The 25,804-nt window shown below is 44.1% G+C and carries 21 protein-coding genes and 1 pseudogene; 6 read left to right on the top strand and 16 right to left on the bottom strand.

All coding sequences use genetic code 11. The features are described from left to right. The first annotated feature begins 112 nt into the window (after positions 1–112). A complete protein-coding gene (locus ACYPWY_RS10410) occupies positions 113–4,621 on the top strand; it encodes an FG-GAP-like repeat-containing protein (protein WP_459685464.1) in 4,509 nt (1,502 codons plus the stop codon). Positions 4,622–4,835: 214 nt separating this feature from the next. Next, entirely contained in the window at positions 4,836–5,714 is an 879-nt protein-coding gene (locus ACYPWY_RS10405) for a hypothetical protein (protein WP_459685463.1), read from the top strand. A 178-nt stretch (positions 5,715–5,892) separates the two neighbouring features. Here ACYPWY_RS10405 and ACYPWY_RS10400 read toward each other — a convergent pair whose 3' ends face one another. Next, positions 5,893–6,237, bottom strand: a complete 345-nt coding sequence (locus ACYPWY_RS10400) for a hypothetical protein (protein ID WP_459685462.1) — start codon at positions 6,235–6,237, stop codon at positions 5,893–5,895. A gap of 5 nt (positions 6,238–6,242) precedes the next feature. Then, positions 6,243–6,545: an FtsB family cell division protein gene (locus ACYPWY_RS10395; RefSeq protein ID WP_459685461.1), complete on the bottom strand. Its 303-nt coding sequence runs from the start codon at positions 6,543–6,545 to the stop codon at positions 6,243–6,245. 101 nt (positions 6,546–6,646) lie between these two features. Here ACYPWY_RS10395 and xerD point away from each other — a divergent pair, with 101 nt between their 5' ends. Next, positions 6,647–7,546 (top strand): site-specific tyrosine recombinase XerD, encoded by a 900-nt coding sequence (xerD, locus tag ACYPWY_RS10390; protein WP_459685460.1) that lies wholly within the window; start codon positions 6,647–6,649, stop codon positions 7,544–7,546. A gap of 7 nt (positions 7,547–7,553) precedes the next feature. Here xerD and ACYPWY_RS10385 read toward each other — a convergent pair whose 3' ends face one another. The 4 genes from ACYPWY_RS10385 to ACYPWY_RS10370 form a co-directional block, all read right to left on the bottom strand. Continuing rightward, positions 7,554–7,856, bottom strand: coding sequence for a helix-turn-helix domain-containing protein (locus ACYPWY_RS10385; protein ID WP_459685459.1), 303 nt, complete (start codon positions 7,854–7,856; stop codon positions 7,554–7,556). Then, positions 7,828–8,169: a type II toxin-antitoxin system RelE/ParE family toxin gene (locus tag ACYPWY_RS10380; RefSeq protein ID WP_459685458.1), complete on the bottom strand. Its 342-nt coding sequence runs from the start codon at positions 8,167–8,169 to the stop codon at positions 7,828–7,830. Before ACYPWY_RS10380 ends, ACYPWY_RS10385 begins: the two co-directional genes overlap by 29 nt. Positions 8,170–8,246: 77 nt before the next feature. Continuing rightward, complete coding sequence (argS, locus tag ACYPWY_RS10375) at positions 8,247–10,040, bottom strand: arginine--tRNA ligase (protein WP_459685457.1); 1,794 nt, start codon at positions 10,038–10,040, stop codon at positions 8,247–8,249. Between the two features lie 314 nt (positions 10,041–10,354). Continuing rightward, positions 10,355–11,131, bottom strand: coding sequence for an RNA methyltransferase (locus tag ACYPWY_RS10370; protein ID WP_459685456.1), 777 nt, complete (start codon positions 11,129–11,131; stop codon positions 10,355–10,357). 145 nt (positions 11,132–11,276) lie between these two features. Between ACYPWY_RS10370 and tamL the strand changes: the two genes are divergently transcribed. Continuing rightward, complete coding sequence (gene tamL, locus ACYPWY_RS10365) at positions 11,277–13,697, top strand: translocation and assembly module lipoprotein TamL (RefSeq protein ID WP_459685455.1); 2,421 nt, start codon at positions 11,277–11,279, stop codon at positions 13,695–13,697. A gap of 43 nt (positions 13,698–13,740) precedes the next feature. Then, on the top strand, positions 13,741–16,842 hold the full coding sequence (gene lacZ / locus ACYPWY_RS10360; protein ID WP_459685454.1) for a beta-galactosidase, LacZ type: 3,102 nt from the start codon (positions 13,741–13,743) through the stop codon (positions 16,840–16,842). Positions 16,843–17,329: 487 nt separating this feature from the next. Here lacZ and tpx read toward each other — a convergent pair whose 3' ends face one another. Continuing rightward, a complete protein-coding gene (gene tpx / locus ACYPWY_RS10355; protein WP_459685453.1) occupies positions 17,330–17,830 on the bottom strand; it encodes a thiol peroxidase in 501 nt (166 codons plus the stop codon). A 124-nt stretch (positions 17,831–17,954) separates the two neighbouring features. After that, the gene (locus ACYPWY_RS10350; RefSeq protein ID WP_459685452.1) at positions 17,955–18,599 is read right to left on the bottom strand and encodes a response regulator transcription factor; all 645 of its coding nucleotides are present in this window, start codon (positions 18,597–18,599) and stop codon (positions 17,955–17,957) included. 134 nt (positions 18,600–18,733) lie between these two features. Here ACYPWY_RS10350 and cysK point away from each other — a divergent pair, with 134 nt between their 5' ends. Beyond that, complete coding sequence (cysK, locus tag ACYPWY_RS10345) at positions 18,734–19,681, top strand: cysteine synthase A (RefSeq protein WP_459685451.1); 948 nt, start codon at positions 18,734–18,736, stop codon at positions 19,679–19,681. Positions 19,682–19,795: 114 nt separating this feature from the next. Here cysK and ACYPWY_RS10340 read toward each other — a convergent pair whose 3' ends face one another. The 8 genes and pseudogenes from ACYPWY_RS10340 to ACYPWY_RS10305 form a co-directional block, all read right to left on the bottom strand. Then, entirely contained in the window at positions 19,796–20,635 is an 840-nt protein-coding gene (locus tag ACYPWY_RS10340) for a M48 family metallopeptidase (protein WP_459685450.1), read from the bottom strand. Between the two features lie 94 nt (positions 20,636–20,729). After that, positions 20,730–21,524: a metal ABC transporter ATP-binding protein gene (locus tag ACYPWY_RS10335; RefSeq protein ID WP_459685449.1), complete on the bottom strand. Its 795-nt coding sequence runs from the start codon at positions 21,522–21,524 to the stop codon at positions 20,730–20,732. Further along, positions 21,517–22,386 carry a metal ABC transporter solute-binding protein, Zn/Mn family gene (locus ACYPWY_RS10330; RefSeq protein ID WP_459685448.1) on the bottom strand — a complete coding sequence of 290 codons (870 nt, stop codon included), beginning with the start codon at positions 22,384–22,386 and terminating at the stop codon, positions 21,517–21,519. The genes ACYPWY_RS10335 and ACYPWY_RS10330 overlap by 8 nt, the downstream gene beginning before the upstream one ends. Before the next feature lie 9 nt (positions 22,387–22,395). Continuing rightward, positions 22,396–22,980, bottom strand: a complete 585-nt coding sequence (gene coaE, locus ACYPWY_RS10325; protein WP_459685447.1) for a dephospho-CoA kinase — start codon at positions 22,978–22,980, stop codon at positions 22,396–22,398. 3 nt (positions 22,981–22,983) lie between these two features. Next, positions 22,984–23,976 carry a YbbR-like domain-containing protein gene (locus ACYPWY_RS10320; RefSeq protein ID WP_459685446.1) on the bottom strand — a complete coding sequence of 331 codons (993 nt, stop codon included), beginning with the start codon at positions 23,974–23,976 and terminating at the stop codon, positions 22,984–22,986. Positions 23,977–23,994: 18 nt separating this feature from the next. After that, positions 23,995–24,315 (bottom strand): preprotein translocase subunit YajC, encoded by a 321-nt coding sequence (gene yajC, locus ACYPWY_RS10315; RefSeq protein WP_459685445.1) that lies wholly within the window; start codon positions 24,313–24,315, stop codon positions 23,995–23,997. Between the two features lie 87 nt (positions 24,316–24,402). Beyond that, entirely contained in the window at positions 24,403–25,326 is a 924-nt protein-coding gene (gene nusB / locus ACYPWY_RS10310) for a transcription antitermination factor NusB (RefSeq protein WP_459685444.1), read from the bottom strand. Positions 25,327–25,431: 105 nt separating this feature from the next. Beyond that, a pseudogene (locus tag ACYPWY_RS10305) lies at positions 25,432–25,776 on the bottom strand (HigA family addiction module antitoxin). Between the last annotated feature and the right edge of the window lie 28 nt (positions 25,777–25,804).

Genomic DNA, 25,804 nt, shown 5'->3' with positions numbered 1-25,804 from the left:
AAGGGGAACGGCAACAAGGAAACATGGCTGCCGGTGGCTGCTGTTGACTACACTATTGTGCTCTCGATGAGCTTATTGCTTTTTGCTTATTCATTCTTTAAAACTAGGAAAAATGAGAAAATATAAATTTTTATTCGCCGCGCTTATCGGGTGCCTGTTGGGTGTGCAAACGGTGAAGGCACAGGTGATTATTGCCAACCCTGACGACTTTTTTGTGCAGCCTAACAACGAGTGGGGAGCGAGTACTCTTGATGTGTTGGCTAACGACTTTTATGGCGATGCTTGCCAAATAGGCGACTTGGTGGTAACGGTAACCGCCGGGCCTTATAAAACAAGCGCTTGGGCAGGATACGACCCCACTACACACACTATTTTGTATATCCCCGGCGAACAATCGGGTGTGGACTCGCTGGTGTATTCCATACAGTGCCCCTCAAGCCCGGCGCCCGTTACGGCCAAGGCTTATATTTATATTGGTGAAAAGCCCGGCCCTATTTCCGATGCCAGCTGCTTTACCAAGCCGGAGGGGATAAAATTTGATATAGCACAATTAACCTCATCAAGCTACAACATAGCAAATGGCGGGTATCAGATCAGTACGCTGTCGGAGGTTTTTGGCGGAGATATTGACAATGACGGTAAGGTGGAACTGATAGTTAATGCAGTTAGAAACGGTAGCTCATATAATACTGTCAGTAATCTTGTTGTGTACAATTATAATGAAACGACAAAGGCTTTGGATGTAAAATATGTGATTCCTGTTACAGGATGGACCGCGTCCACACACTGGAGCGGATTGTATGTTGCCATAGCCAAGATCACAGACGGAAGTGTCGATCCGAAGACAATTCCTGCTTCCATCTTTTTTGCCAATCCAAAGATGCATATATTGTACCGCTACGACAAGACCGGAACCGGAACAGGCGCTTACACCGAAACTTGGAGCGTATCCCTGAATGAAAATGATAACTATCATGCGCCTCAACCTTTTATTACCGATCTTATGGGGGATGGCAATCAACAGATTATTTGCGGCGAACGGATATTTAATGCCGAAACCGGCCAGTTGCTAATGGTTACAACCAATAATGCCGGTACAGCAGTGGCGCCTACTACTGCCGGAGCAGGTGGGCTGGCTCCTGCCGGTTACTACTTCTCGCGTGGCGGACATCAATCCCCTACTGTCGGTGTATTTTCGATGGGTATGATTGCTGTGGATGTGGATGGGGACGGATACCCCGAACTGATTGGCGGCGGCAGCGTATATAAAGTGCATATCGAAGATTATACCAGCCAAAACCCATTAAATACCTACCGCTTGTGGCGCAGAGCCAACTACAAAGCCGATTTTTTGCTGCCTAATGCTGCGGGCAATGATTATACCGAACGATGGGACGCTACTCGTACCGACATTGGAGATGGTACAACAGGTGTTGTGGATATAGACCTGGATGGAAAATTGGATGTGATAGTTGGTTGTAAAGATGCAGGCGCTCATGTGTATGTGTATAACCCACGCACCGGACAATTATACCATAACAACAGGGCATCGATGGCGACAAATGGCGGCCCCTCCCGTCCGTTTGCCGGAGATATTGATGGAGACGGATACCCCGAATTTGCCGTAACAAGCGCCAGTATATTTGAAGCTTATAAATTGGATATTCCTAATCGAAATTTAGTTAAGAGGTGGTCTGTACCTACATCCGATACGTCTGCCAACACCACGATGTCCATGTTCGATTTCGCTCAGGATGGTCAAGCGCGCATGATTTACCGCGATATTACCACTTTGCGCATTATTAAGGATACAATCGTAAGCGGTGTACCGCAAGCAAAGGTAGAAGCTACTTTTTCGAATGTATTCTCGGGAACCCTGAACGAATACCCCTCGGTGATAGATATTGACAATGATGGCCATGCCGAAATTGCCACAACAATGAATGATATTAGCGGTGGCGATCAAACGCATGGTATGTTGCGTGTTTATGCCGCTAATACCACTGTCGACTCCGAAAAATGGGCGCCTGCCCGCAATCTGTGGCATCAGGCAATGTATAACCCCCTTTGGGTGAACGACGACCTCACCATTCCCAAGCGTCCCATCAGTCCGGCGGCCAAATTTATAGCAGCCGATGGAACAATAACGCGGCCATTCAATAACTTCCTGCAACAGTCCACGATGCTGAACCTCGAAGGAACGATGACAACCGAAGGCGCCGACCTGACCTTTAGAGCGGGCGCACCGCGCAAAATAGAATACGATGGCAGCGGCAACATGAGTGTGAAAGTTACTATACAAAACATTGGCGGTGTAGTATTTACCGGCCCTATCAACTTCCAGATGTATTCATTCACAGGAAGTCCTGCGGTCTATCAAAAAGTGGTAAATAGTGATCCCGCAAGCGGCGGCGCTTACAGCTACCGTATCGATAACGCATCGGGTCTGAACCCCGGCGCCTCGCTGGCAGTGTCGTTCACCGTTCCGGTAGGCGATTTGCCGGTAACACCTGTTGACGGTTACGCCATCACCATGAACCTGACTACCGACCCGGGCGACCTCAGCCCCGCATACAGCGGCATGGAGGAATGCCACGAAGGCTACAACAACCGCGCGCTGGGCTTCAATGCCCTCGACGGTATGACCATTCTGTGCGAAGGCAGCAGTGGTACGCTAATCGCCAACCCAATAAACACCTACAATATTCAATGGTACTTGCCCACCCCCGGTGGCAACGTACTCCAAGACGGCGGCGCCTATTCCGATACTCGCTCCTTTGGTCCTAAAGATTCCGCTCCGGTGTCGTACATGCTGGTGCAGGCTTTCTACAAAACCACAGGAGCCCCCGTTTCGCCCTTGCTGGATACCATTTATGTTTATCGCGCACCCGACAGCCTGGTGTGGAGGAAGCCCACAAACGACGGCGACTGGCACAATCCCGACAACTGGTACAATCCGGCCGATCCCACAGGTGTGTATCCGCTGGCCAACATTCCGCAAACCTGTACCAATGTGCTTATAACCGCAGGTGGTGGCCTCAACTTCCCCGATTTGGGCGCGACAACTACGCTGCCCTATCCGCCACTGGGCGTGCCCACAGCCGACAGCATTTACTTCAACTTTGGCGGCGAAATCAAACGTCCCGACCTGTTGACGTATAATAAGGCATTTGTGGAGGCCAATCTCCGGACGCACCGCTGGTACATGTTCGCTCCGCCGTTGAAAAACTTCTACGTGGGCGACTTCTATGTCGATAATCCGATACCGGCGAAGGATTCCATTACAGCCTATATCAAGGTATGGGGTATAAATAACTCATCGAACGGAAGTTTCAGCGATGCCATAGGTCCCGAATGGAGTTGGCTGCTCACCGAGCCGGATGTAACTTTTGAGAAAGGTCAAGGCGTAGGAGTCTGGGTAAGTGATAACAAAGACAAGGAAAGAATACACCCCTTCGCATTCCCCAAAAAGGATTTGAGCTACAATATATATTACAAAGGCACAGACAATATAAGTCCCGATTTCCCGACATTCAACGTGTCGAGAACAAATGCCAACCGCTTTATTTTTGACGGCTCGGGAGCCAACGGCGCCAATTTCGATTTGACAACGCCCGATGCACCTGCTGCAGGCCGGTTTGTGATGGTCGGCAACCCCTTTATGGCCCATTTGGATTTCGACAAGTTCCATGCAGCCAATTCGGGAAAAATCAAGAACGAGTACCGGATTCTGAACCCCTCCACCGGTAATTACGACTACTACAAAATAGGCAGCGCCAGTACGCTGACAAAGGATATAGCGCCTATGCAAGCCTTTATAGTAGAAGCCATTGCACCATTCACAACGCTCACTGTCAACGGCGCCATGACCGAACGCGTTCCGGGAAATACAATCCGTAGCGCAGCCGTAGCCACCGACAGCAATAAACGCCTGGATGTTCCGGTTACAGCAACGCAAGGCGCCAGTCGCTCAAAGACTTACATCAGCTTCGGCGACAACTATGCAGCCGGGTTCGATGGCAACGAAGACGTAATGGCGCTCTTTTCGTCAACAGGCTCCGATGTGCGGCCAATAGGCAGTTACAGCCTGTCGGGAGACGGTAAACGCGTCAACCTGAACTCCTTACCATACGAGTACCTCAAAACAGGCGGCGCCGTACCATTGGGCTTCAGGACGCCATCGAACGAAAAGATTACCATCAACATAGGTAACCTGACCAACTTGGTGGCAGCCGATTGCAAAGCCTATTTGTACGACGCCGCCACCGGAAAGGATTACGACCTGACTAAACAATCGATGTACACCTTCGACAACGTAACGCCCGACGAAAACCTGTTTATCGACAACCGCTTCTCGCTAAAAATAGTGAAAGTAGAAACAGGCCTGGCCGAAGCCCAAACCGATGACGAATCAATAGTAATAACTGTAAAAGACAAGCTGTTACATATCGAATCGCAGGAAGTGATAGATGAAGTATTTGTATATAACGTACAAGGTCAAATCATCTATTCGGCCAGGCCTAATAACCATTCGTTGAATGCAACGCTCGGCAATGAGAATTTGGTTATTGTGAAGGTTTATGCAGGTGGTAAGACGGTTAGTAAAAAAATAATAAAATAACCAACAGCCCCCCCACCCCCCGTAGGGGGGATTCAACAAGTCCCCCTACGGGGGATTTAGGGGGCTGGGAGCGCATTTGCGATAAAACAAAAAAAATAGTATTAATAACACCCTGAAAGCCTCCAAAAGCTTTTACCTTTTCCTTTCTCCTTTTGGAGAAAGTACCCGTAGGGGGATAGAGGCCGGGGAGGTTGGAGGGGCTAAATTTTAGTTTATGAAAAAGAATTACAAAAAATTTATGTTAGCATCCATGCTACTAGTCGGCAGTTTAGCTGCAACCGCTCAAGGCGACCCGGCCATTGTACTCAAAAACTTTGCTCCGGCAGATGTATCATCGGGCGCCTTGTACAGCAATGCAGGCAACGGCATCACCGTAAGCGTGTCCGGCGGAAGCGTCAGAGATGATATAGTGGGCTCCGTAGCCTGTCTAAGTATTAACAGCGCATTTACGGCATTGACATTGAACGCAGGAGGTTACATTGACATCCTCAACAACGGCGCCTTCATTATCGAAAAAGTGGAGTACTCCGGTTCGTCGCTGGCCTCCGCTTCAAGCTATCCCGTTGTAGCAGTAAGCTTGACAGGCGGTGCAGCTGATACGAATTTTCCAGGCGTCTATTTCTGGGAGAATGTAGGCATGCCCACTGCCCCAACATTAAACGTAGCTAAAGCCCTGGGATTCCCTACCAGTCAGGTTGATGCCTGCTTGGTAGCCGCCTATCTGATACCCGAAACAGCCTATCAGGGCGCCCTTCCCGTAACACCAAAAACAGAGATAGCCAACTTCGACAGTCAGGTAAAAGCCATCCGCTTAAAATGGGCCACATCAGGAAACTTTGCCACCGTAAATTTCTCCAGCTCAAACAACTCCGCACCCAACATCTTCGGCATAAAAATCTACTTCAAAGATGTATCAACAGGAGTAAGAGAAGTTAAGGAAGCCGTAGGTAAAGTAGAACTATCCTCCTCATTCATCGACCTGACAGGCAAGCCGACAAAAGCAACCGCCAAAGGCCTGCTAATCAAGCGGACGGTGTATGATGACGGAAGTGTAGAATATACAAAAAAGCCCCTCCAAATTCCAGCCCCCTAAATCCCCCGCAGGGGGACTTTTGAAGCCTCCCCTACGGGGAGGTTTGGAGGGGCTGCTCCATATAAATATCCTGGCGTGCAAGCGCTAAGAGAAAATCAGCCTAATTAAATTGGATATTAAAATATGGAATATGTCAAGGGATTGCCTGGGAAGGTGGTCCCTTGATTGCGTTTTGGGTTTATTCCTTATTTTCTTTCTCCAATTCTTTGGGTAACAGCGCCGAACAATATAACGTAAATATTCCTGCGAGTAGTAAGGTAACTACCCACTGGTTTATTTTTTCAAACATCAGGGCGGCGGAGACAATCATCAGCAAAATGGCCAGGAGCTGGATGTTAAACAACCGTTTTCCCCGAATGCTTTTCCCCGGATAGGGAGATGTGAGCGTTACAAACGTAAAGCCTGCAACACCGGCTATCATGATGTAACCGGCAACATCGGGCGCGAAAGCATACACAACGGCTGCAACCAGAATAGCTATTGCCGAAACCGGATAAAGAATATCTTTTGTTTTCTGATTCATCCGCTTTATTTAATTATAAAAATTTCTTCGTTTTCTTTCTTCATCAAATAGTTTTCGCGGGCAAACTTCTCAATATTCTCTTTGTTCGAGCGTAGTTCGTTCAGTTTCCGCTTGTCCTCCTCCGTTTTGTTCTGGTAATATTCTATTTGTTTCTTCAAATTGCTAATCTCGGCATTGTATTCGATGCGGGCAAATATACTGCTGTCGCTGATGATAAATCCAAATAAAATGATTACCGCAAGTACAATAAGCTGTACCTTCGAGAACTTGCCGAACAGAATTTTCACGAGTTTTTTGAATGAGTCCATAGCACGCATTTTAATAAATCAAATGCAAATATAATGATAAAACTAAGAACAAAGTTGATAACAGCCTAAATTCATGCTTATCTTTGTAGAAAACTAGCATTATGGTGAAGCAAAACGTTACAGACAGATACAAAAGCTATCTTTTACTCGAAAGGTCGTTGTCGGGCAATTCGATTGAGGCATACATGGACGACCTGAACAAGTTGCTTGGTTTTTTGGAAAACGAAGGGCTGAAAATAGAAGAGGTCCGGCTGGAGAATCTGCAACAATTTGTAGCGCAACTCTACGATTTGGGCATCAGTCCGCGTTCGGTGGCGCGTATCATATCGGGCATCAAGTCGTTCTACGGTTTTTTGCTTGTTGACGGCTATGTGCAATCCGACCCGACTGAGCTGCTCGAAACGCCCAAAATAGGGTTGAAACTGCCCACCGTTCTGTCGGTAGAGGAGATAGATAATATGATGAGAACCACCGATTTATCGACAAAAGAGGGTCGGCGGAACAAAGCCATCATGGAGGTGCTGTACAGCTGTGGCCTGCGCATCTCCGAACTGACGAATCTGAAATTCTCGGACATGTTTCTGGCCGATGGATTTATCCGTGTGGAGGGGAAAGGGAGCAAACAGCGGCTTGTGCCCGTTTCGCCGGCAGCCATCAAAGAACTCGATAACTATATGCTCGACCGCAAGCTTGTTGATGTGAAGAAAGGCCACGAAAACACGGTGTTTTTAAGCAAACGGGGCACAGGCATTTCCCGCATCATGGTGTTCCATTTCATCAAGGAATATGCGGCGCTGGCAAATATCAAGAAGAATATCAGTCCGCATACTTTCCGCCATTCATTCGCCACGCACCTGCTCGAAGGCGGCGCCAACATTCGCGCCATACAACAAATGATGGGGCACGAAAAAATCACCACCACCGAAATCTATACCCACATGGACAGGGAATTTCTCCGCCAGGAAATTATAGAACACCATCCGAGGAATAAGGTTCATTAACTGCATGTTATACAGACATGGATAATTCAACTTTTACACCGATTGCATTCATAATCCGGTAAAAAGTCGAAACCTTTGGTTCTATTTTGCCACTTTCAATTCGTGATATATATGCCCTGTCGGAACCTATACGCCGGCCAAGTTCGGCTTGTGTTATACGGGCTTTTTTTCTGACATCTTCTATCACTTTGCCGGTATAAAAAGCCAAGGCCTTTTCCTCTGCCTCTATTCTTGACGAGGTTCCTTCTTTACCAAACCTGGCATCAAGTACAGTATCGTAGTCAACTATTTGGTGATTGTTTGTCTGCATAATATTCCTCCCTGATTTTAAACGCTTTTTCGATTTCGTTTAACGGTGTCTTTTGTGTCTTCTTTTGAAATCCGTTAAACAATACAACAATGCAATCATTGTCAAAAATAAAAAACACCCTGTAGATATTTTTGTTGTATTCAATTCTTAATTCATACAGTCCATCCCTTATATGTTTTATAAACTTAACAGGTAATCGGTCTTGTGTTTTTAGCAACAGGAGCGCATACTGCACTTTCTCTTGCTCTTTGTCGGTTAGCGTATTTATGAAGTCCTCGAAATACCCTCCATAAGTTCTTATCCTCCTTAACATACTACAAAGATAATAAATGTTGTATTACTATACAACAAAATGAGTGAAATTAGTTACGAATTAATTTTTCACGTCCCCTACATTCTCTCAGGAACATTGATGCCCAGCAGCGTCATCCCTTGCCTTATCACTTTGGCAATATTTTGAGACAGGATTAAACGGAATAGTTTCAACTCGTTATTTTCTTCTTTCAGGATGCTGAAATCGTGGTAGAACTGGTTGTATTCTTTTGCCAGGTCATACACATAATTGGCAATAAGGGCGGGATTGTATTCGTCTCCGGCTTGCTTTATAATCGAAGGAAATTCGCCCAGCAACTGGACGAGGCTTTGTTCTTTTTCCGACAAGGCAATATCCACCGGCAGACTTGCAGGCAGACCGATTCCGGCCTCGGCAGCTTTCCGCACCACCGACCGGATGCGCGCGTAGGTGTATTGTATAAACGGCCCCGTGTTTCCGTTGAAATCAATTGATTCTTTGGGGTCGAAAGTCATGTTCTTTTTGGGGTCAACTTTCAGGATGAAGTATTTTAAGGCGCCCAGTCCCACTGTTTCGGCAATGCTGTCGGCTTCCTGTGGCGTGCAGCCGTCGAGCTTGCCCAATTCCTTTGATGTTTCACGGGCGGTTTCTATCATTTCGTCCATCAGGTCGTCTGCATCAACAACGGTTCCTTCCCGCGATTTCATCTTCCCTTCGGGCAATTCCACCATGCCGTACGAAAAATGTATCAAGCCCTTGCCAAAAGCGAAACCCAATTTGTCCAAGACGATTGACAGCACCTGAAAGTGGTAGTTCTGCTCATTGCCGACAACGTATATCATCTTGTCGATAGGGTAATCGTCGAAACGTATTTTGGCGGTTCCGATGTCCTGTGTCATATAAACCGAGGTGCCGTCTCCACGGAGTAACAGCTTGTGGTCGAGGCCATTTCCTTCGAGGTTTGCCCAAACCGATTCGTCTTCTTTTTGGTAGAATATGCCTTTTTTCAGGCCTTCCGTTACGGTCTCTTTTCCGCTCAGGTAAGTTTGCGATTCGTAATATATTTTGTCGAAGCTCACGCCCATTTTTTTATAGGTTTCGTCGAAACCGGCATATACCCAGCTATTCATTGTTTCCCAAATCCGGACGGTTTCTTCGTCTCCGGCTTCCCATTTACGAAGCATTTCGCGGGCTTCGGCCATCAACGGCGATTGAGCTTCGGCCTCCTGTTTCGATAAACCTTTGCCCTCCAACTCGGCCAGTTCGGCTTTGTAATGCTTGTCGAACAATACATAATAATCGCCCACCAAATGGTCGCCTTTCATCCCCGTCGATTCGGGAGTTGCTCCGTTGCCCCATTTTTTCCAGGCAAGCATCGATTTGCAGATATGTATTCCCCTGTCGTTCACGATGTTGGTTTTCACCACATTTTTCCCGTTGGCTTTCAACACTTCCGATAAGGCGTGTCCAAGCAAATTATTGCGGACATGCCCCAAATGGAGAGGCTTGTTTGTGTTGGGCGATGCATATTCTATCATCACCAGCGGAGTGTTCTCCCGGGTTGTCCTGATGCCGTACGCATCGTCCCGATTGGCGTTGTTCAGCAACTCAATCCAGCAAGACGACTTTATGGATAAATTCAGAAAGCCTTTGATGACATTGTATTCCTCGATGCAGGCGGAGTTGGACAGCAGCCAGGCGCCTATTTCTCCGGCTGTTTGTTCGGGGGTTTTTCTCGATATTTTGAGCAAGGGAAAAGTTACCAAAGTGAGATGCCCTTTGTATTCTTTTTTTGTTTTTTGTAGTTGAACCTGATTTTCGGGGATATTGTTGCCATATAACTCGGCGATTCCCTTTATGATGTCTGCCTGTAATTTATTTTCGATTTTCATAAGGCTTGAAATAATCAATAGTTGAAATAAGGCACAAATGTAGTGTGAAAAGTTTAAAGTTCAAAGTTTCAAAGGTAGAGACGCAGGGCAATGTGAATAATTAGAATAATGTGCCAATGTGAATAATGTAGAGGCTGTCTCAAAAGAACGCTAATTACTCGAATTACACAAATAAGCCACTATATCTTTTTCTTATTTAATTGAATTTCAACCATAAATAAATTGCGATAATTCGCGTAATTTGCGTAATTCGTGTTCAAAAATACTTATGAGACAGCCCCCTGCGAAAAATCATGTAAATCTTATTTATCATATTAAAATCGTGGTTCAGACAGTTGGGGGGCTATTCGCCTGAACTCGGCACAAATAATCGCTGTGGCAACGGCCACATTTAGCGATTCGGATGTTTCCCGGCCTGCGGGGTAATTGGGGATGTATAATTTGTGCGTGATTAATCTTTCGATTTCGGGTCTGATGCCGTTTCCCTCGTTTCCCATCACGATAATGCCGGTGGGACTTAGTTTTTCTTCGTACATGTTCCTTCCATCCAGTAGTGTTCCATAAGTGGGTATATCTATAATTTTGTTGAAAAAATCTTCCAAATCGAGGTAGTGGAGTTTTACTCTTGCCAAGGCGCCCATGGTGGCTTGCACGGTTTTGGGATTGTAAATATCTGCCGTATCTTTCGAGCAGAAAATAGTTCCGATGCCGTACCAGTCGGCTAACCGGACAATCGTACCGAGGTTGCCGGGGTCTTGAACGCCATCGAGGGCCAGGCTTAGCTGGGTTTTTAATAGTATGTAGTCTATTTCATACTCAGGCTGATAGAACACAGCCAGAGCTTGTTGTGGCGTTTTCAGAAAACTCGCTTTTGCCAGTTCTGTTGCCGAGGTTTCGATTATTTCTCCGGCACGATCCGAATCGCAACTCTCCAAAAAGTCTTTTGTGCCGATAAGCAGCTGGCATTTCAGGCGCGATAACAGTTCCGAAACCATTTTATTTCCTTCGGCTACAAATGTTTTATGTTCTATTCTGAACTTCTTTTCTTTCAGCGACTGGATGTATTTTATTTTGTTTTTGCTAAGGCTCATGTCCAACATTTTACATATTTGTTTTCTTTTTGGAACAAAACTACGAAAAGAAACAATTAAAATCCTAAATTTGTTGTCTAAATTACAGGCGTAGAATACAGGTTTGTTTATTTGTTCGTATTTTACCGAAAAAGCAAAGGGTAGAATGAAGTTTAAACCGCTATATATCTTATTTATTTTCGTTGTATTTGTGCTGCTGGTTCCATCCTGCAGTTCTACAAAGTATGTTCCCGAAGGTGAATATTGGTTGCAAAGCGCCAGCGTGAAAGTGGATACAAAGGCTTTTTCGTCCATGGATATTGAACCCTACATCAGCCAAAAAAGCAACTACAAAACACTGGCCATATTCCGACTTCCTCTATTTATCTATAATATGTCGGGAAGCGACACAACGAAATGGATTAACAGGGTTCTTAAGAGTGGTGGAGAACCCCCTGTAATCTACGATAGTACTTTAGTAGAAAAGTCGGTAGATAACATCACTCGCATTCTTTCCAACAGAGGTTATGTACATGCGCAGGTAACTCCCGAAATAAAAAAGGGAAATAAACGGGTAAGGGTCGGCTATTCGATAAAATCGGGTGAGCCTTACCGGATAGAAGATTATGCTATACATATTCCCGATTCGGTACTAACCGATACGCTGATTTTCAGGAATATGCAGGGGAGAGGTAACCCCTTGACATCCTCCAGCCTGAACCGTCTGTTGATGCGCAATACCTTGATAAAGAACCAATCGGTCTTCGACTTGAATCTCCTTGATGAAGAGCGGGAGCGTGTAGTTTCGGTACTGAGGCGGTTTGGTTATTACGATTTTAATAAGGAATATATTGGTTTTGTGGCCGATACAACTGTAGGAAAAGACATGGCCGCTTTGGAGCTGACCATCTATCCGTTTATGGAAAGGGCTGAAAACAGGGATATTAACGAAAGTACGCACAGGCAATATATTGTGGATAACGTCAGTTTCTACGTGGACTACAATCCTTTAACGGATGGAGATATAAGTAGCTATGTGGCAACAGATACCATTTACCGGCAAAATGGGCGATATAAGATTTATTATGGAAAAAGGGGGAACTATATTAAGCCATATGTTATCAACGATAATTGTTTTATAATTCCCGGCGCCCTCTATAACGAGAATGCTACTTCGATGACGTATAATTCTCTGTATCAGCTGCATATCCTCAAAAATGTGAATATCATATATGAGAAATTTACAGAGAATGACTCGATAAAACTCCGGTGTATAATAACCTGCGTACCGGATAAAAAACAAGGCGTATCAACCGAAATAGAAGGCACGAATTCGGATGGTCAGTTTGGGATAGGAGCGGGTATAGGCTATACTCACCGGAATATTTTTAAAGGCTCGGAATTGTTTAATGCCAAATTACAAGGTTCGTACGAGGCGCTAGGATCAAGTTTTTCGAGTTTTGACGAAAACTATTTTGAAATAGGCGGAGAGACATCGGTTTTGTTCCCTCAATTTATGTTTCCTCTTTTGTCGAGGGATTTCAGGAAGGGCATCCGTGCTTCCACACAATTTACTTTAAATTATTTTTACCAACGGCGTCCCGAATATTTTACCCGCACAATCCTTTCTTCCAGGGTTACTTATTCGTGGCAGAATAGGCGTAATTCGTTGGCCCGGCACTCTTTCGACCTCATTGATGTCAGCTATATCCATATACCCAATATTACCCATGACTTTGAGAACACCCTGACTGAAGCCGCCTTGAAATACAGTTTTACCGACCAGTTTATATTGAGCACAGGCTACACATACGTGAATTCCAATTACAATCCTTCGGAGAGAAGAGGCTTATATTCAACGCATTCGTTAAAACTTTCGTTAGAGACTGCGGGAAATTTTCTTTCTCTTTTGTCGGCATTGACCGGTATTGAGGAGGATGACAATGAGAAAGGTAAAAAAATATTCAACACCCGCTATTCGCAGTATGCACTTGGCAATGTGGATTATAGCAGGACTATTCCCTTGGACGAAAAAAATTCGCTGGCCTGGCGTTTGGGTGGCGGAGTAGTATATCCTTATGGAAATAACCGGATTGTGCCTATCCAAAAACGGTTTTTTTCGGGTGGAGCGAACAGTGTAAGAGGTTGGCAGATTCGGGAGTTAGGCCCCGGTGCATTGAACAGGCAAGGGGCTACATTCTACGATCAATCGGGAGACATACGCTTCGATGCGAATGTAGAATACCGGAGTAAAGTTTTCTGGAAACTCGAATTGGCCGCATTTCTCGATGCCGGTAATATTTGGACAATCAGAGAATATGAGGGGCAAAAAAACGGGGCTTTCAGGGTAAATACTTTTTACAAAGAAATAGCCGGCGCCTGGGGATTGGGATTCCGCTTGGATTTCAACTATGTTTTAATTCGCCTCGATTGCGGTTGGAAAGTCTATAATCCGGCCAGCCGCTACATGGAAACGAGTGGAGGCGCCGAATACATCAACAAGACAGCTTTTAAATGGCCTATATTAAAGCCCCTCGACATGAAGCGGAATACAGCCTGGCACATAGCAGTAGGGTATCCGTTCTGAAGCATTTACTTGGTACTGATTATATTAACCAATTATACATATCATGAAAAAATCGTTTTTGTTTTTATTTTTTTTAGTTAGCATTAGTCTCACGGCACAATCGGCTAAATATGATTGGGAGAATCCCGAGATATTTGCGGTGAACAAAGAGGATACGAGGGCAACCTCCATTCCCTATCCCAACGAAAGTCTGGCGCTTGCCGACGTGTATGCTAACAGTCCTTATTATCAATTGCTTGACGGCTTATGGAAATTTAATTGGTCGCCAAAACCGGCTGATGTTCCCGAAGGTTTTTACAGGGAAAGTTATGATGTAAGCAAATGGGCCGAAATTCCGGTTCCCGGCAATTGGGAGTTTAACGGCTATGGTGTTCCGTTTTATGTAAATACCGGCTTTGGTTTCAGGGCCAATCCTCCTTTTATTGACAAGGAAGATGCGCCGGTGGGTTCGTATCGCCGAGATTTTGATATTCCCGATAACTGGGACGGACGCAAGGTATTTATTCATTTTGATGCGGGTACAAATGCAATGTATGTGTGGGTAAACGGACAAAAAGTGGGTTATACTCAAAACTCGAAAAGCCCGGCTGAATTTGATATAACACCATATATACACAAAGGTAGAAATACGCTGGCTTGCGAAGTGCACAAGTATAGCGACGGCTATTATCTGGAAGACCAGGACATGTGGAGATTGGGAGGCATAATTCGTAGTGTATATTTGTACAGTACTGCTCAAACCCGTATTCTTGACTTCTTTGCACACCCCGATTTGGATGCCTCTTATAAAAATGGAGTGTTTAGTGTGGATATGAAATTGAAGAATTACACCAACAATTTGGCGAGTCGGCAGGTGGAAGTAACACTCTTGGATAAGGCTTCTAAGAAAGTATTTTCTAAGGTTCAAAAAATAAATATTCCGGTTAATGATATAAGTAGTATTACTCTCTCGGGACAAGTATCCAATCCGGTTAAATGGACGGCAGAAACACCGAATTTATATACTATGCTTATAAGCTTGAAAGATGAGAATGGAAGAATTATTGAGACAACCTCTCATAAAATCGGCTTCAGAAAAATTGAAATAAAGGATGGACAATTGTTTGTGAATGGCCAAAAAATATACGTCAAAGGGGTTAATCTACACGAGTTTAGTACAAAAACAGGACAGGTAGTAAGCCGCGAAGTAATGATGCGTAACTTGCAGTTGATGAAGGAATTGAATGTCAATGCTGTGCGTACATCTCACTATCCGCAAGCGCCTCTTTGGTACAAATTGTGCGACGAATACGGCATTTATTTGGTGGACGAAGCAAATCTGGAATCGCATGGATTGGGTTATGGGCCTAATAATGTGTCGAATTTCCCTGAATGGCGCGCTGCCCATCTCGATCGGGTTATCAGGTTGGTTGAAAGGGATAAAAATCATGCTTCGGTCATCATCTGGTCCTTGGGAAACGAAGCCAGCAATGGAAAAGCATTTTACGACATGTACGACTGGGCGAAAGAACGCGATAAAAGCCGTGTTGTGCAGTACGAACAAGCCGGGCGCAACCGGAACACGGATATTATTTGCCCGATGTATCCCTCGGTAGGCTCGATGAAGCGTGAAGCAGAAAGTGATTTGGGACGTCCTTTTATCATGTGCGAATATGCTCATGCCATGGGTAACAGTATGGGTAACATGCAGGAATACTGGGATATAATGCGCAGTAGCAAAAATATGCAGGGTGGTTTTATCTGGGAATGGTACAACCATGGTTTTGCAACGACAGACGAACAAGGACGCTTTTATTGGGCATACGGCGGCGATTTGAAAGGATATGACCGGAGAAATGACGGTAATTTCTGTATGGATGGCATGATTACTCCCGATCAACAATATATGCCTCATACTTACATCGTTAAAAAGGTATATCAGAATATTCTGTTCAAGAATAAGGATATTGATAAGGGTGTAATAACGGTCATCAACGACTTTAAGTTTACAGACCTGACGAAGGAGAATTATACCTATAAATGGGTGATATTGAAAAACGGAGCAGCTTTTGCCGAAGGAGCTTTTGAGGCGGTTGTCCCTGCTAATACACAAAAGGATATAAAATTGAATCTTCCTAAAATAGCGCCTGAAGCCGGAACAGAGTATTTTCTGCAAATCTATGCATATAGTAAAGTAGAAACCCCCTTGGTCGCAGCCGGATTTGAGACGGCGAAAGAAGAGTTTGCTTTTGGTACAAATAATTATTTTGTGGCTAAAAACGAAACAGCCGGAACTTTGGATGTTTCGACCAATGATAAGGTAATCACAGTGAAGTCGGGTAATGTAAGCTACGAATTTTCGGCGGAAAACGGTAAGGGATTGTTGAGTGTGAAAAATGATGGCCGGAATGTATTGCGCGAATTGCCCCGCTTGAATTTCTGGCGCGCCCCAACCGACAACGATTTCGGTAGTAAGGAACAATATAATTTGAGGCTCTGGGATGCTGCCGGATACAATGTGATATACACCTACAAAGGAAAGCAGGAGCAGAATGGTTGTGTATCTGTTAGTTACTCGGTTAAACTGAAAGGCATTGAAGCGGCTGTTGATATTGTCTATACTGTGAATAAAGATGGAAGCCTTACCATAGATTCGCATTACAAGGCGCTCTCGGACGATTTGCCCGAAATGATGCGTTTTGGTATGATTATGTCTTTGACGCAAGAATACAATAATTTTACATGGTATGGCAGAGGCCCTCGGGAAAATTATGTGGATCGCAAATACGATACATTTATGGGTATTTGGAATGGAAAAGTGGAAGATCAGGCATTCAGCTATTACCGTCCGCAGGAAACCGGGAATAAAACAGATGTTCGCTGGTTAACGCTGAAAAATAATTCGGGAAAAGGTATCCGAATCGACGGAGCCCAACCCTTGTCGGTAAGCGCCTTGAATAATTACCCCGAAGATTTAGACCCCGGAATGACTAAAAAGCAGCAACATTGGTCGGATATTATCCCACGAAATGAGGTAGCGCTTTCGGTGGATTTGTTCCAGCGTGGAGTTGCCGGCGTAAATTCGTGGGGAGTCAGACCTTTGGACGAATACCGTTTTATGGGCAAAGAATACAACTATTCTTACACGTTAAGCATTTTGAAATAGTAATGTAAGAAGTTGTATCATAAGTCTTTATCTGAGCTTGTCATTGCGGGCTCAGATATGGAATATAGGAACGCAAATTACGCGGATTACGCGAATTATCGCAAATAATACGCTATGTTTAGTCCCGCAGAGGACGGCGCTTTATTTAACCGTATGCTTCAGCTTACGGATTGACAGACAATACGATAGCCTAAGCCCCGCATGGGGCGACACTTGGTAGCGTGTCCAAGTGTCGTCCCATGCGGGACTTGTTTAGATGAGGCGATTCTTTATCCGTAAGCTGAAGCATACGGTTAATAAAGTATTGTCCCCTGCGGGACTAAACACATGATTTTGCGTTCTTCCCATGTTCGACTATTGTCCGGTATGTTCCTTTTTTATTCCTTTTAAGCCTCTCCTCTGGGGAGGTTGGAGGGGCTTTATAAACGCAAAAAAGTCCGCAAAATCGCTTCGCAGACTTTCTCTTCTTAACACAAACTTTACAAAACTACACAATTGAGTTAATTGCCTTCTGATAATCAGGTTCCTGAGTAATCTCTGGAACTAACTCAGTATAAGATATTTTCCCTTGCGGGTCTATTATTACTACACTACGCGCCAAAAGTCCTTTCAATGGGCCATCAAGCATCAATACGCCATAATCCGCCGAAAATCCGGGGTTCCTGAATACAGATGCAGGAAGCACGTTTTCAATGCCTTCTGTTGTACAGAACCTTCCGCTTGCAAAAGGAAGATCGGCCGATACCGCGAGTACTAAAGTGTTAGCCAAACCGGCTGCTTCTTTATTGAATCTCCGTACTGATGTGGCACATACTCCCGTGTCGATACTCGGAAAAATATTGAGCACAACATACTTTCCTTTCAATTCGGATAATGTTATTTCTGATAAATCACTTTTTACGAACGTAAACGCAGGAGCGCTGCTACCGATAGCAGGTAAGTCCCCTGAGGTGTTTACTCTACTGCTTTTGAAAGTAATACTGGCCATAATCTTTATATAAAAAACTTATAAGTACAATTGAATTGCAAATATAAGATATTATTTTGAAAAAGATTAAGAATTTGTTTTGAATTTTGATTTTTAGACAAAATCTTTAAGCAATAGGCAAATTTTATATGTAATATTCTGTTAAATCGGTTATCCCGGCCCGCATGGCGTACCTGATGGCCTCGTGTACGTTGCTTACTCCCAACTTGCGGAAGATATTTTTCCGGTGGGTATTTATGGTGTGAAAACTCAGATTTTTTTCGTAGGCTATTTCTTTTGTCGTTTTTCCGAGCGCAATTTCGTGCAATACCAGTTTTTCGCTGGCAGTAAGCATGTCGGGGGCGTTTATCACCGGCACATCTCCATCGAGCACCTGTTTGGCTATGTCGCAAATATAACTTTCGTTGAGATAGCTGTGTTTGATGGCAGTCAGTATTTCCTGTTTTGAACTGCTTTTCATCACTACATTAAATGAACTGTCGGAAAGCAACACGTAGCGGAGGAAATGTTCGCCCAATTCTTCGGAGAATAGCAACCACGAAGAGCCGGGATGCCCTTGCCTGATGTTCTTCATTTCGTCGATGCTCGAAAAATCGAAGAGCGTGTAATCCAACACAACAACCGCATCGGGATATATTTTTAGTTCCTGCAAAAGATTATTGCGGGAAGCAACTTCCCGGATGGGATCCGGTAATTCGATTTGTCGTAACAACGACTGTATTCCTTCGCGAGTAATATCCTGATTATCAGCTAATATAAATGGTCTCATCTGTTCGTTGTTATTTACTTACAAAAGTACCACAAATATCTAATATAAAAATACCACAAACATGCTATTTCATATATCCATAAATAATAATATCTTTGTTACATCGAATACTTAAGATTTAATTATTATATATTATGACAAAGATCGCAAAAAAATTAACGGATTTAGTAGGGAATACTCCCTTATTGGAATTAAGTTCGTATGAGAGTGAAAAGGCTCTGAATGCACATTTGATTGCTAAATTGGAATACTTCAATCCGGCAGGAAGCGTTAAGGATAGAATTGCTTTGGCCATGATTGAAGATGCCGAAGAGGCTGGTCTTTTGAAAGCAGGATCAACAATTATTGAACCAACGAGTGGTAACACCGGTATTGGTTTGGCTTTTGTTTCGGCTTCTAAAGGCTATAAACTGATTCTGACCATGCCCGAAACCATGAGTTTGGAACGCCGGAACCTGCTCAAGGCTCTTGGCGCTAATTTGGTGCTGACACCCGGTTTTGCCGGTATGAAAGGCGCCATTGAAAAAGCGGAAGCCTTGCAAAAAGAAACGCCGGACTCCGTTATTCTCCAGCAATTCAATAACCCATCCAATCCGGCTATCCATTACAAAACAACTGCCGAAGAAGTTTGGCGCGACACCGATGGAAAGGTTGACGTATTTGTTTCAGGTGTCGGTACGGGCGGTACCGTTAGTGGAGTAGGGAAGCGTTTGAAAGAATTGAACCCGAAAGTTCAGATTATAGCTGTCGAACCCTCCGATTCACCGGTTCTATCGGGTGGAGCATCAGGCCCTCACAAAATACAGGGTATTGGCGCCGGGTTCGTGCCTAAAAACTTCGATGCTACGGTGATAGACAAAATAGTTCCTGTTTCAAACGATGATGCCATTCGCACCAGTCGCGAATTGGCCAAGAAAGAAGGATTACTGGTTGGTATATCGTCAGGCGCTGCTGCTTTTGCCGCAGCAGAACTTGCCGCTCTACCCGAAAACAAAGGAAAAAATATCGTTGTTCTTTTGCCTGATACAGGCGAAAGGTATTTGTCAACCGTGTTGTACGCTTTTGACGAATATCCTTTATAATTATTGATTGATTTAAAAAATGTAAGGGGCGAACCGGTTTTGGTTTCGCCCCTTTACATTTTTTCTGTCATTGCGGGCTTCGACCCGCAATCTCCTAACCAATTTCAATCTATCTCAAAAACTCCATTTACCGGAGGTCTTTCCCAAAGGTGCTGCTCCTGCCCCATTGTAATATTTGAGGGCTGTGGGCAAATATTTTTGAATATCGCTAATGCGGTGTGCATCTGAGGGGTGGGTGCTCATAAACTCGGGCGTTGCTGAGCCTTGCTGAGCCATCCGCGTCCAGAATGCTTCGGCCTGTCTGGGGTCGTATCCGGCCATGGCCATAAATACCAAGCCCAATTGGTCGGCTTCGAGTTCTTGTTTTCGCGAAAAAGGAAGTAGTACGCCGACTTGCGTTCCCAATCCAAGGGCGGCAGCTGCAATTTGTTGCGTTGCTTCCGATTTAGTACTTATTGCGGCGCCGATTATCGCTGTGCCCGATTGAGCCAGCATTTGTTGGCTCATCCGCTCGTTTGCGTGCTTGGCGATGGCGTGGGCAACTTCGTGTCCGAGTACTACGGCCAATCCGGTTTCGTTTTGGGTGTAGGGTAAAATACCTTCATACACCACTATTTTTCCGCCGGGCATACAAAAAGCGTTCACTTGATCGCTTTTCACCAGGTTAAACTCCCAGGCAAGGTTGGCGATTTCGCTCTCATAGCCGTTGTTTCTCAGGTAGGTTTCTACTGCCGCTGCAATATTCTTTCCCACTTTCACGACCAGGGCCGTATTCGCCGCACTGGTCGATTTGGGCGCCGTTTTGATATATTCGTCGTATTGCTGCAAACTCAATCCCAATACTTCCTGATCCGACACCAGCAGCATTTGTTTCCGTCCCGTAATCGGAACACTTCCACATCCCGACAGTATAAATAATATTCCTGCAAGAAAGAACGATAAACTTTTTCTCATAGCTTTAGTGGTTTTAAATATTGTTTGTTTTAAGGTCCCAGACCTTTTATTGTTTCGGTAAGTATATATACAATAGTCAGTTACAAGCTTGGATTTACTGTTGCTTATCTTCCTGGCAACAATCGCAATTATTGTGTTTTTCCAACACCCGGTGAGGGAAATCGCCATGCCCCACAATTTCAATCGGACAAGAGGCGTAATATTTCCCCAGCCAGTCAGGTGTGATATTGCTGCCCGCATGATAATGCAGTCCGCCATTGACACAGGCAATGTTTTTCACCTGCGACAGAACCGTTCCCACATCGTGCGAAACCAGTATAATTGCCGTATTGTCGTTTAATTCGGCTAATATATGATAAAAATTTGTTTCAAAGCGCTTATCGACATAAGAATTTGGTTCGTCCAACACCAAAAGATTCGGATTATCGACAATCGCCCGTCCCAGCAATGCCCGTTGCAACTGTCCGCCGGATAAATCGCCAACCGGGTGTTTCAGCCTGTTCTCCAATCCCATTTTCCGGGCGGTAATGGCAGCCATTTCTTTCTGCTGCCTGGTAAAAGTAGAAAAAAATTTCTTTCCGGGGGTCAATCCCGATAAAATAACATCGAGTACCGAAATCGGAAATTTCTTGTCTATTTGGTTGATTTGGGGTAAGTAGCCGATATTCAGCTTGTTTGTCTTTTCGCCCTTGTCGAAAAACTCTATCTTGCCCGATGAGGGTTTCACCAATCCCAGTATGGCTTTAAGCAAGGAGGTTTTACCGCCTCCGTTGGGCCCGATAATGCCGAGAAAGTCGTTTTTGGAAACATTCAGGTTGACATTCCTCAAAACAGGCGGTTCGTTATCGTAGGCTACCGACAAATCCGATATTTTCAGAATTTCATTCATTTTCGAGGGCTAAAGATTTGGCTATCATAATTAGTTGTTCGCTCCACCGGTACGAGAGTAAATCAATAGGGACAACCGTTGCATCTATTTCTTTCGCGATGGTTTCGGCATTTTTCCGGTCGTATTCTTTCTGAATAAAAACCACGCGTATATTGTTTTGTTTTGCCCTGTCAATCAATTGTTTCAATTGGGCTGGAGTAGGGCTTTTGCTTTCGTACTCGATGCTGTATTGCTGAAGCCCGTATTCGTTGGCAAAATAGCTCAAAGCCGGATGAAAAATCAGGAAAGACTTCACCGGCGCTTTTTCCAGATGCAAGCGGATGATGCTGTCGGTTGTGGCAAATTCGGCCAACAAGGTATTCAGGTTTTTGGTATAAGACTCTTCGTTCCCGGGGTCGAGACCAACGATGGCGGCATACATGTTTTTGGCCATAACAGAAGCCGTTTGAGGCGAGCTCCAGATATGCGGATCGGTGTCGGCATGACTTTTGGCAGCCGGTTGTTCCACAGCGTTTCCGGCGATAATGCGGATGCCCTCGGAACAATCTACGATACTCAACGACCGGTTATTATCCATAACTTTCTTTATCCAGACATTCTCGAAACTCAAATGTCCAACCTTGAAATAGGCGGTACTTTTGCTCAAAGCCACCATCTGCGAAGGAGAAGGATCGAAGCTCTCGGGGTTTGAACCGGATGATATGACGCAATTTACCCGAAATTTGTCTCCAACAATTGTCTCGAGAAAAAACTTCTGCGGCTCTATCGAAACCGACAAAGTTTCTTTTTTATCCTGCTGTGGCGCATTGCACGACAGCAAACCGGTAAATATTATTGATAATATGAGTATGTGGTGTTTCATTTTCAATTTTCATTCCATCCCCAACTCCCCCAGCAACTCCCCAACCTGCCCAATCAACGATACACTCCCGTCATTGTATATCACGTAATCGGATAGCTTGGCTTTTTCTTCGTCGGGCATTTGGTTGTTTATGCGTTCCTGTATGCTTTCTCTTGTTGTGTTATCCCGTTCTGTTGCCCGCTGAATTCTTATGTCCGGCGGGGTATATATTGTAACAATTTTGTCCATCATGCTGTTCCATCCCGATTCAAACAGGATGGCCGATTCGTGGGCGATAATGGGGAACCGGTTGTGAGCATTCAGCCATTCGCCGTAGTGTTTTGCTACTTCGGGGTGAATAATTGAGTTTGCGGTTTGCAGTTTTTGTTTATCGCTGAATATGCAGGATGCCAACAGCGCTTTATTCAGGGTGTTTCCCTCGTATAGCTGTTCGCCAAAGGCTTCGATAAGGCCTTTCTTTATTACGGCGGATGTGGCTGTTAGTTTCTTGCTTTCGTCATCGGCAATATATACCGGAATGCCCATCAACGACAAGATTCGGGATACTACCGACTTGCCGCTTCCTATACCTCCTGTTATTCCTAGCTTTAGCATAACTTATTTCTGTTCAAATAAGAACTCTACTTCCGAAGGCGATAATGAAAGATTATGGATGTGATCGGGCGACGATGTTACACGCAAGGGAATAAGGGTTTCAGCGCTGTTTTTCAGGTCGTTGTAATCCAATTCCACCGAAAAGTCTCTTTGCGATATGGAACTGTATTGGGAAAGTCCGACCAAAAAAGAAACCTTTACACTGGACGGGAAGAACTTAATCCTTAAATCGGCAGGCAAATGGTTGCATGTTATCGGAATGCTGACATCTTTTTGTGTATATTTATCCACAGGGACTACTACTACCACGTTGTTGGGCTCAAATTTTACGTTGCTTATCGGTTTGATACAATATACCAAAGGGCTCGGAGATTTCATGTTACCGATTGTAATGGTATCGTCCACCGTATAGGCATAGTTTAAACTGCCGAGTACATCTTTTCCGCCGTAGGCTATAACCGAATCGGGAATCGTATAGATGTCTCCGCTTAGCAAGTAGCCTTGTTCCAAGAAAACCTGACCGTCCAATATTACGGGTATTTTCTTTTGTTGCAGAAGCGAATAGTAGAAAGATATGCGGTTGGGGCTATAGTCCAAAATAGTTGATGTGGGCAAAAGCCTATCTTTTATAATTTGCTCAAACATGGAGCCTTGCAATATTTTCCGGTCCGAAAACCGGATTATATCGGCCACATTTATATCCAGCGAGTCGTTTTTCTTCGCGAAAAAATACCGGAACAATTCATATCCGCTAGTCCCAATCGTTACATCAATACCCGGAGGAAGCTCGTTCTCGAACGTAATGCTATCTGGAACCGACACATACCGGATGGGGATATAGCAGGTTGTTTGGAAATTCTGGCGATATATTTGCATAAACCAAAAAACGGCGGACAGCAACACAAAAAAAGAAAAAGTCAGAATCCTTTTCCATGGCATTTTTACCAATACAATCCTGACTTTTCTCGCTATTTCGTTCAATGTGCTACTGTTCATAGGTTCATGCCCCAATGATTAGTTTTTGGCAGCAATGTCTTCTGCAGCCGCATATACGGATGCTTTTTCTATTTTTATTCTTACGTTATCGGCTATTTCTACGATAAAATAAACATCGCCGGTTTCTTTTATTCTTCCGTGTATGCCTCCGGCAGTAACTACTTTGTCGCCAACCTTCATTGCTTCACGCGCTTTCTGAATAGCTTTTTGTTTTCTCTGTTGAGGTTTTATCATAAAAAAGTAGAATATAGCAACAATGGCGACCATCATAACTATCATCTGTATAGAACCTCCACTTCCGGCTCCACCTGCTTGCAAAAATACATTTAGTAAACTCATAATTTGAACTTTATATTATTAAAAAAACTTGTTGTCAAAGATAAAGATTATTTGTGAATAGCTAAAAAGAATAAATTCCTATTTTCGCTACTTTATCATTTTTTTTTCTTCACGCAGCTTATTTACTATCGAATCTAAAATACCATTTATAAATGAGGCGCTTTTCTCGGTGCTATATGCTTTGGCTATGTCGATGTACTCGTTGAGGGTAACATTGACGGGGATAGACGGAAAATTCAAGAGTTCGGTTATGGCTGTCTGCATGATAATTAAGTCCATAAATGCAATCCGTTCCGATTCCCAGTTTTTTGCATAGGCTGTTATCATATCGCGGTATTCTTTTACGTGTAACATGGTCTCACGCAAAAGTTTGATGGCAAATTCGCGGTCTTCCTCATCGCGGAACATGGGTAAAAGGGGTTGAGCCTTGCCGTTTTTCTCATCAAATTTCTTAATTGTTTTCAGCACAAACGATTCGATGGTATCTATATCGTCGTTCCAAAACAAACATTCATCTTCCAGCAATGCTTCCAGATTTTCGTCTGCGCAGATATTGTTTTTGAAAATATTCCGCCAGAATTCCTTGTCTTTTTCGTAATCCGAATGCGGGTCGGATATATACTTCTTATACAGGTCCGATTCCAGTATATCATTGAGAAGGTGTTTCAGTTCGCCCTCATGTTCGAGCCACGACATCGGCCTTTCTGCCAGATAGCTTGTTAGAATTTCGTTTTCCCGCAATTGCCGGACGAATTTGTTATTCAGCAGTTTGGTGTTGGGGTTAACATCCCTGTCTGTCGGCAATAATTTGGCTTTACCTGCCTCAATACGTTTGGCGTACGACTCCGTCAGCTCGACAATCAGCAATAAAAAGAAGAAGTATAAATCGTATGATTTTTGAAAGCTGTAATTCAATTCAGATTCGGCTTTCTTTAAGCTTCCGTCTTGGTTTTGATACACAGCATATAGAACCTGAATAATTCTGACACGAATAAGAACACGATTTATCATTTCAAATACATCTATTTAGAACTGCAAAGTTAGCATAAAATTCCCACTTATACACAAACGGATAAAAATGTCTTATAAAATTTATAGGGGAAACAGCAATCGAAATTAAAGTATTGCCGATAATTTTCGTACTTCGACGAGGCGTTTGGAAAATGTTTTATCCTTTTTGGCAACCTGTATATTGTAATCGAGTTGCATACGTACCAGTAAACCGGAATCTATACCCAATGCGGCTTCTACAAGCATTGCAATTTCGGTAGTCAATGGCCGTTTGGTATTCAATATTTCGTTAAACATTGTATATGCAACGCCCATTTGTTTGGCAAGTTTACGTTGCTATATTCCACTATATTCAATTTCTTCTTTCAACAATTCGCCCGGATGCGTTGGTTCAAATGCTTCAAGATTGTTTGCTATCATTCGGGGGTCGATTCCTTTAATTTCAATCATATTGCCTTTATTTATAATGGTTTGACAA

Source organism: Viscerimonas tarda, assembly GCF_054601255.1.
Note: the sequence above shows the minus strand (reverse complement) of the source record. Positions and strands in the feature narration are given on the sequence as shown.

Excerpts from the sequence above, each read along its gene's own strand:
- xerD (WP_459685460.1), top strand. The coding sequence starts at position 6,647 with ATGGTGAAGCAAAACGTTACAGACAGATACAAAAGCTATCTTTTACTC.
- ACYPWY_RS10340 (WP_459685450.1), bottom strand. The coding sequence starts at position 20,635 with ATGAGAAAAAGTTTATCGTTCTTTCTTGCAGGAATATTATTTATACTG.
- yajC (WP_459685445.1), bottom strand. The coding sequence starts at position 24,315 with ATGAGTTTACTAAATGTATTTTTGCAAGCAGGTGGAGCCGGAAGTGGA.
- ACYPWY_RS10385 (WP_459685459.1), bottom strand. The coding sequence starts at position 7,856 with ATGCAGACAAACAATCACCAAATAGTTGACTACGATACTGTACTTGAT.
- ACYPWY_RS10335 (WP_459685449.1), bottom strand. The coding sequence starts at position 21,524 with ATGAATGAAATTCTGAAAATATCGGATTTGTCGGTAGCCTACGATAAC.
- cysK (WP_459685451.1), top strand. The coding sequence starts at position 18,734 with ATGACAAAGATCGCAAAAAAATTAACGGATTTAGTAGGGAATACTCCC.
- ACYPWY_RS10380 (WP_459685458.1), bottom strand. The coding sequence starts at position 8,169 with ATGTTAAGGAGGATAAGAACTTATGGAGGGTATTTCGAGGACTTCATA.
- ACYPWY_RS10330 (WP_459685448.1), bottom strand. The coding sequence starts at position 22,386 with ATGAAACACCACATACTCATATTATCAATAATATTTACCGGTTTGCTG.
- ACYPWY_RS10350 (WP_459685452.1), bottom strand. The coding sequence starts at position 18,599 with ATGAGACCATTTATATTAGCTGATAATCAGGATATTACTCGCGAAGGA.
- argS (WP_459685457.1), bottom strand. The coding sequence starts at position 10,040 with ATGAAAATCGAAAATAAATTACAGGCAGACATCATAAAGGGAATCGCC.
- ACYPWY_RS10410 (WP_459685464.1), top strand. The coding sequence starts at position 113 with ATGAGAAAATATAAATTTTTATTCGCCGCGCTTATCGGGTGCCTGTTG.
- tpx (WP_459685453.1), bottom strand. The coding sequence starts at position 17,830 with ATGGCCAGTATTACTTTCAAAAGCAGTAGAGTAAACACCTCAGGGGAC.
- ACYPWY_RS10405 (WP_459685463.1), top strand. The coding sequence starts at position 4,836 with ATGAAAAAGAATTACAAAAAATTTATGTTAGCATCCATGCTACTAGTC.
- nusB (WP_459685444.1), bottom strand. The coding sequence starts at position 25,326 with ATGATAAATCGTGTTCTTATTCGTGTCAGAATTATTCAGGTTCTATAT.
- ACYPWY_RS10400 (WP_459685462.1), bottom strand. The coding sequence starts at position 6,237 with ATGAATCAGAAAACAAAAGATATTCTTTATCCGGTTTCGGCAATAGCT.
- coaE (WP_459685447.1), bottom strand. The coding sequence starts at position 22,980 with ATGCTAAAGCTAGGAATAACAGGAGGTATAGGAAGCGGCAAGTCGGTA.
- ACYPWY_RS10370 (WP_459685456.1), bottom strand. The coding sequence starts at position 11,131 with ATGAGCCTTAGCAAAAACAAAATAAAATACATCCAGTCGCTGAAAGAA.
- ACYPWY_RS10395 (WP_459685461.1), bottom strand. The coding sequence starts at position 6,545 with ATGGACTCATTCAAAAAACTCGTGAAAATTCTGTTCGGCAAGTTCTCG.
- lacZ (WP_459685454.1), top strand. The coding sequence starts at position 13,741 with ATGAAAAAATCGTTTTTGTTTTTATTTTTTTTAGTTAGCATTAGTCTC.
- tamL (WP_459685455.1), top strand. The coding sequence starts at position 11,277 with ATGAAGTTTAAACCGCTATATATCTTATTTATTTTCGTTGTATTTGTG.
- ACYPWY_RS10320 (WP_459685446.1), bottom strand. The coding sequence starts at position 23,976 with ATGAACAGTAGCACATTGAACGAAATAGCGAGAAAAGTCAGGATTGTA.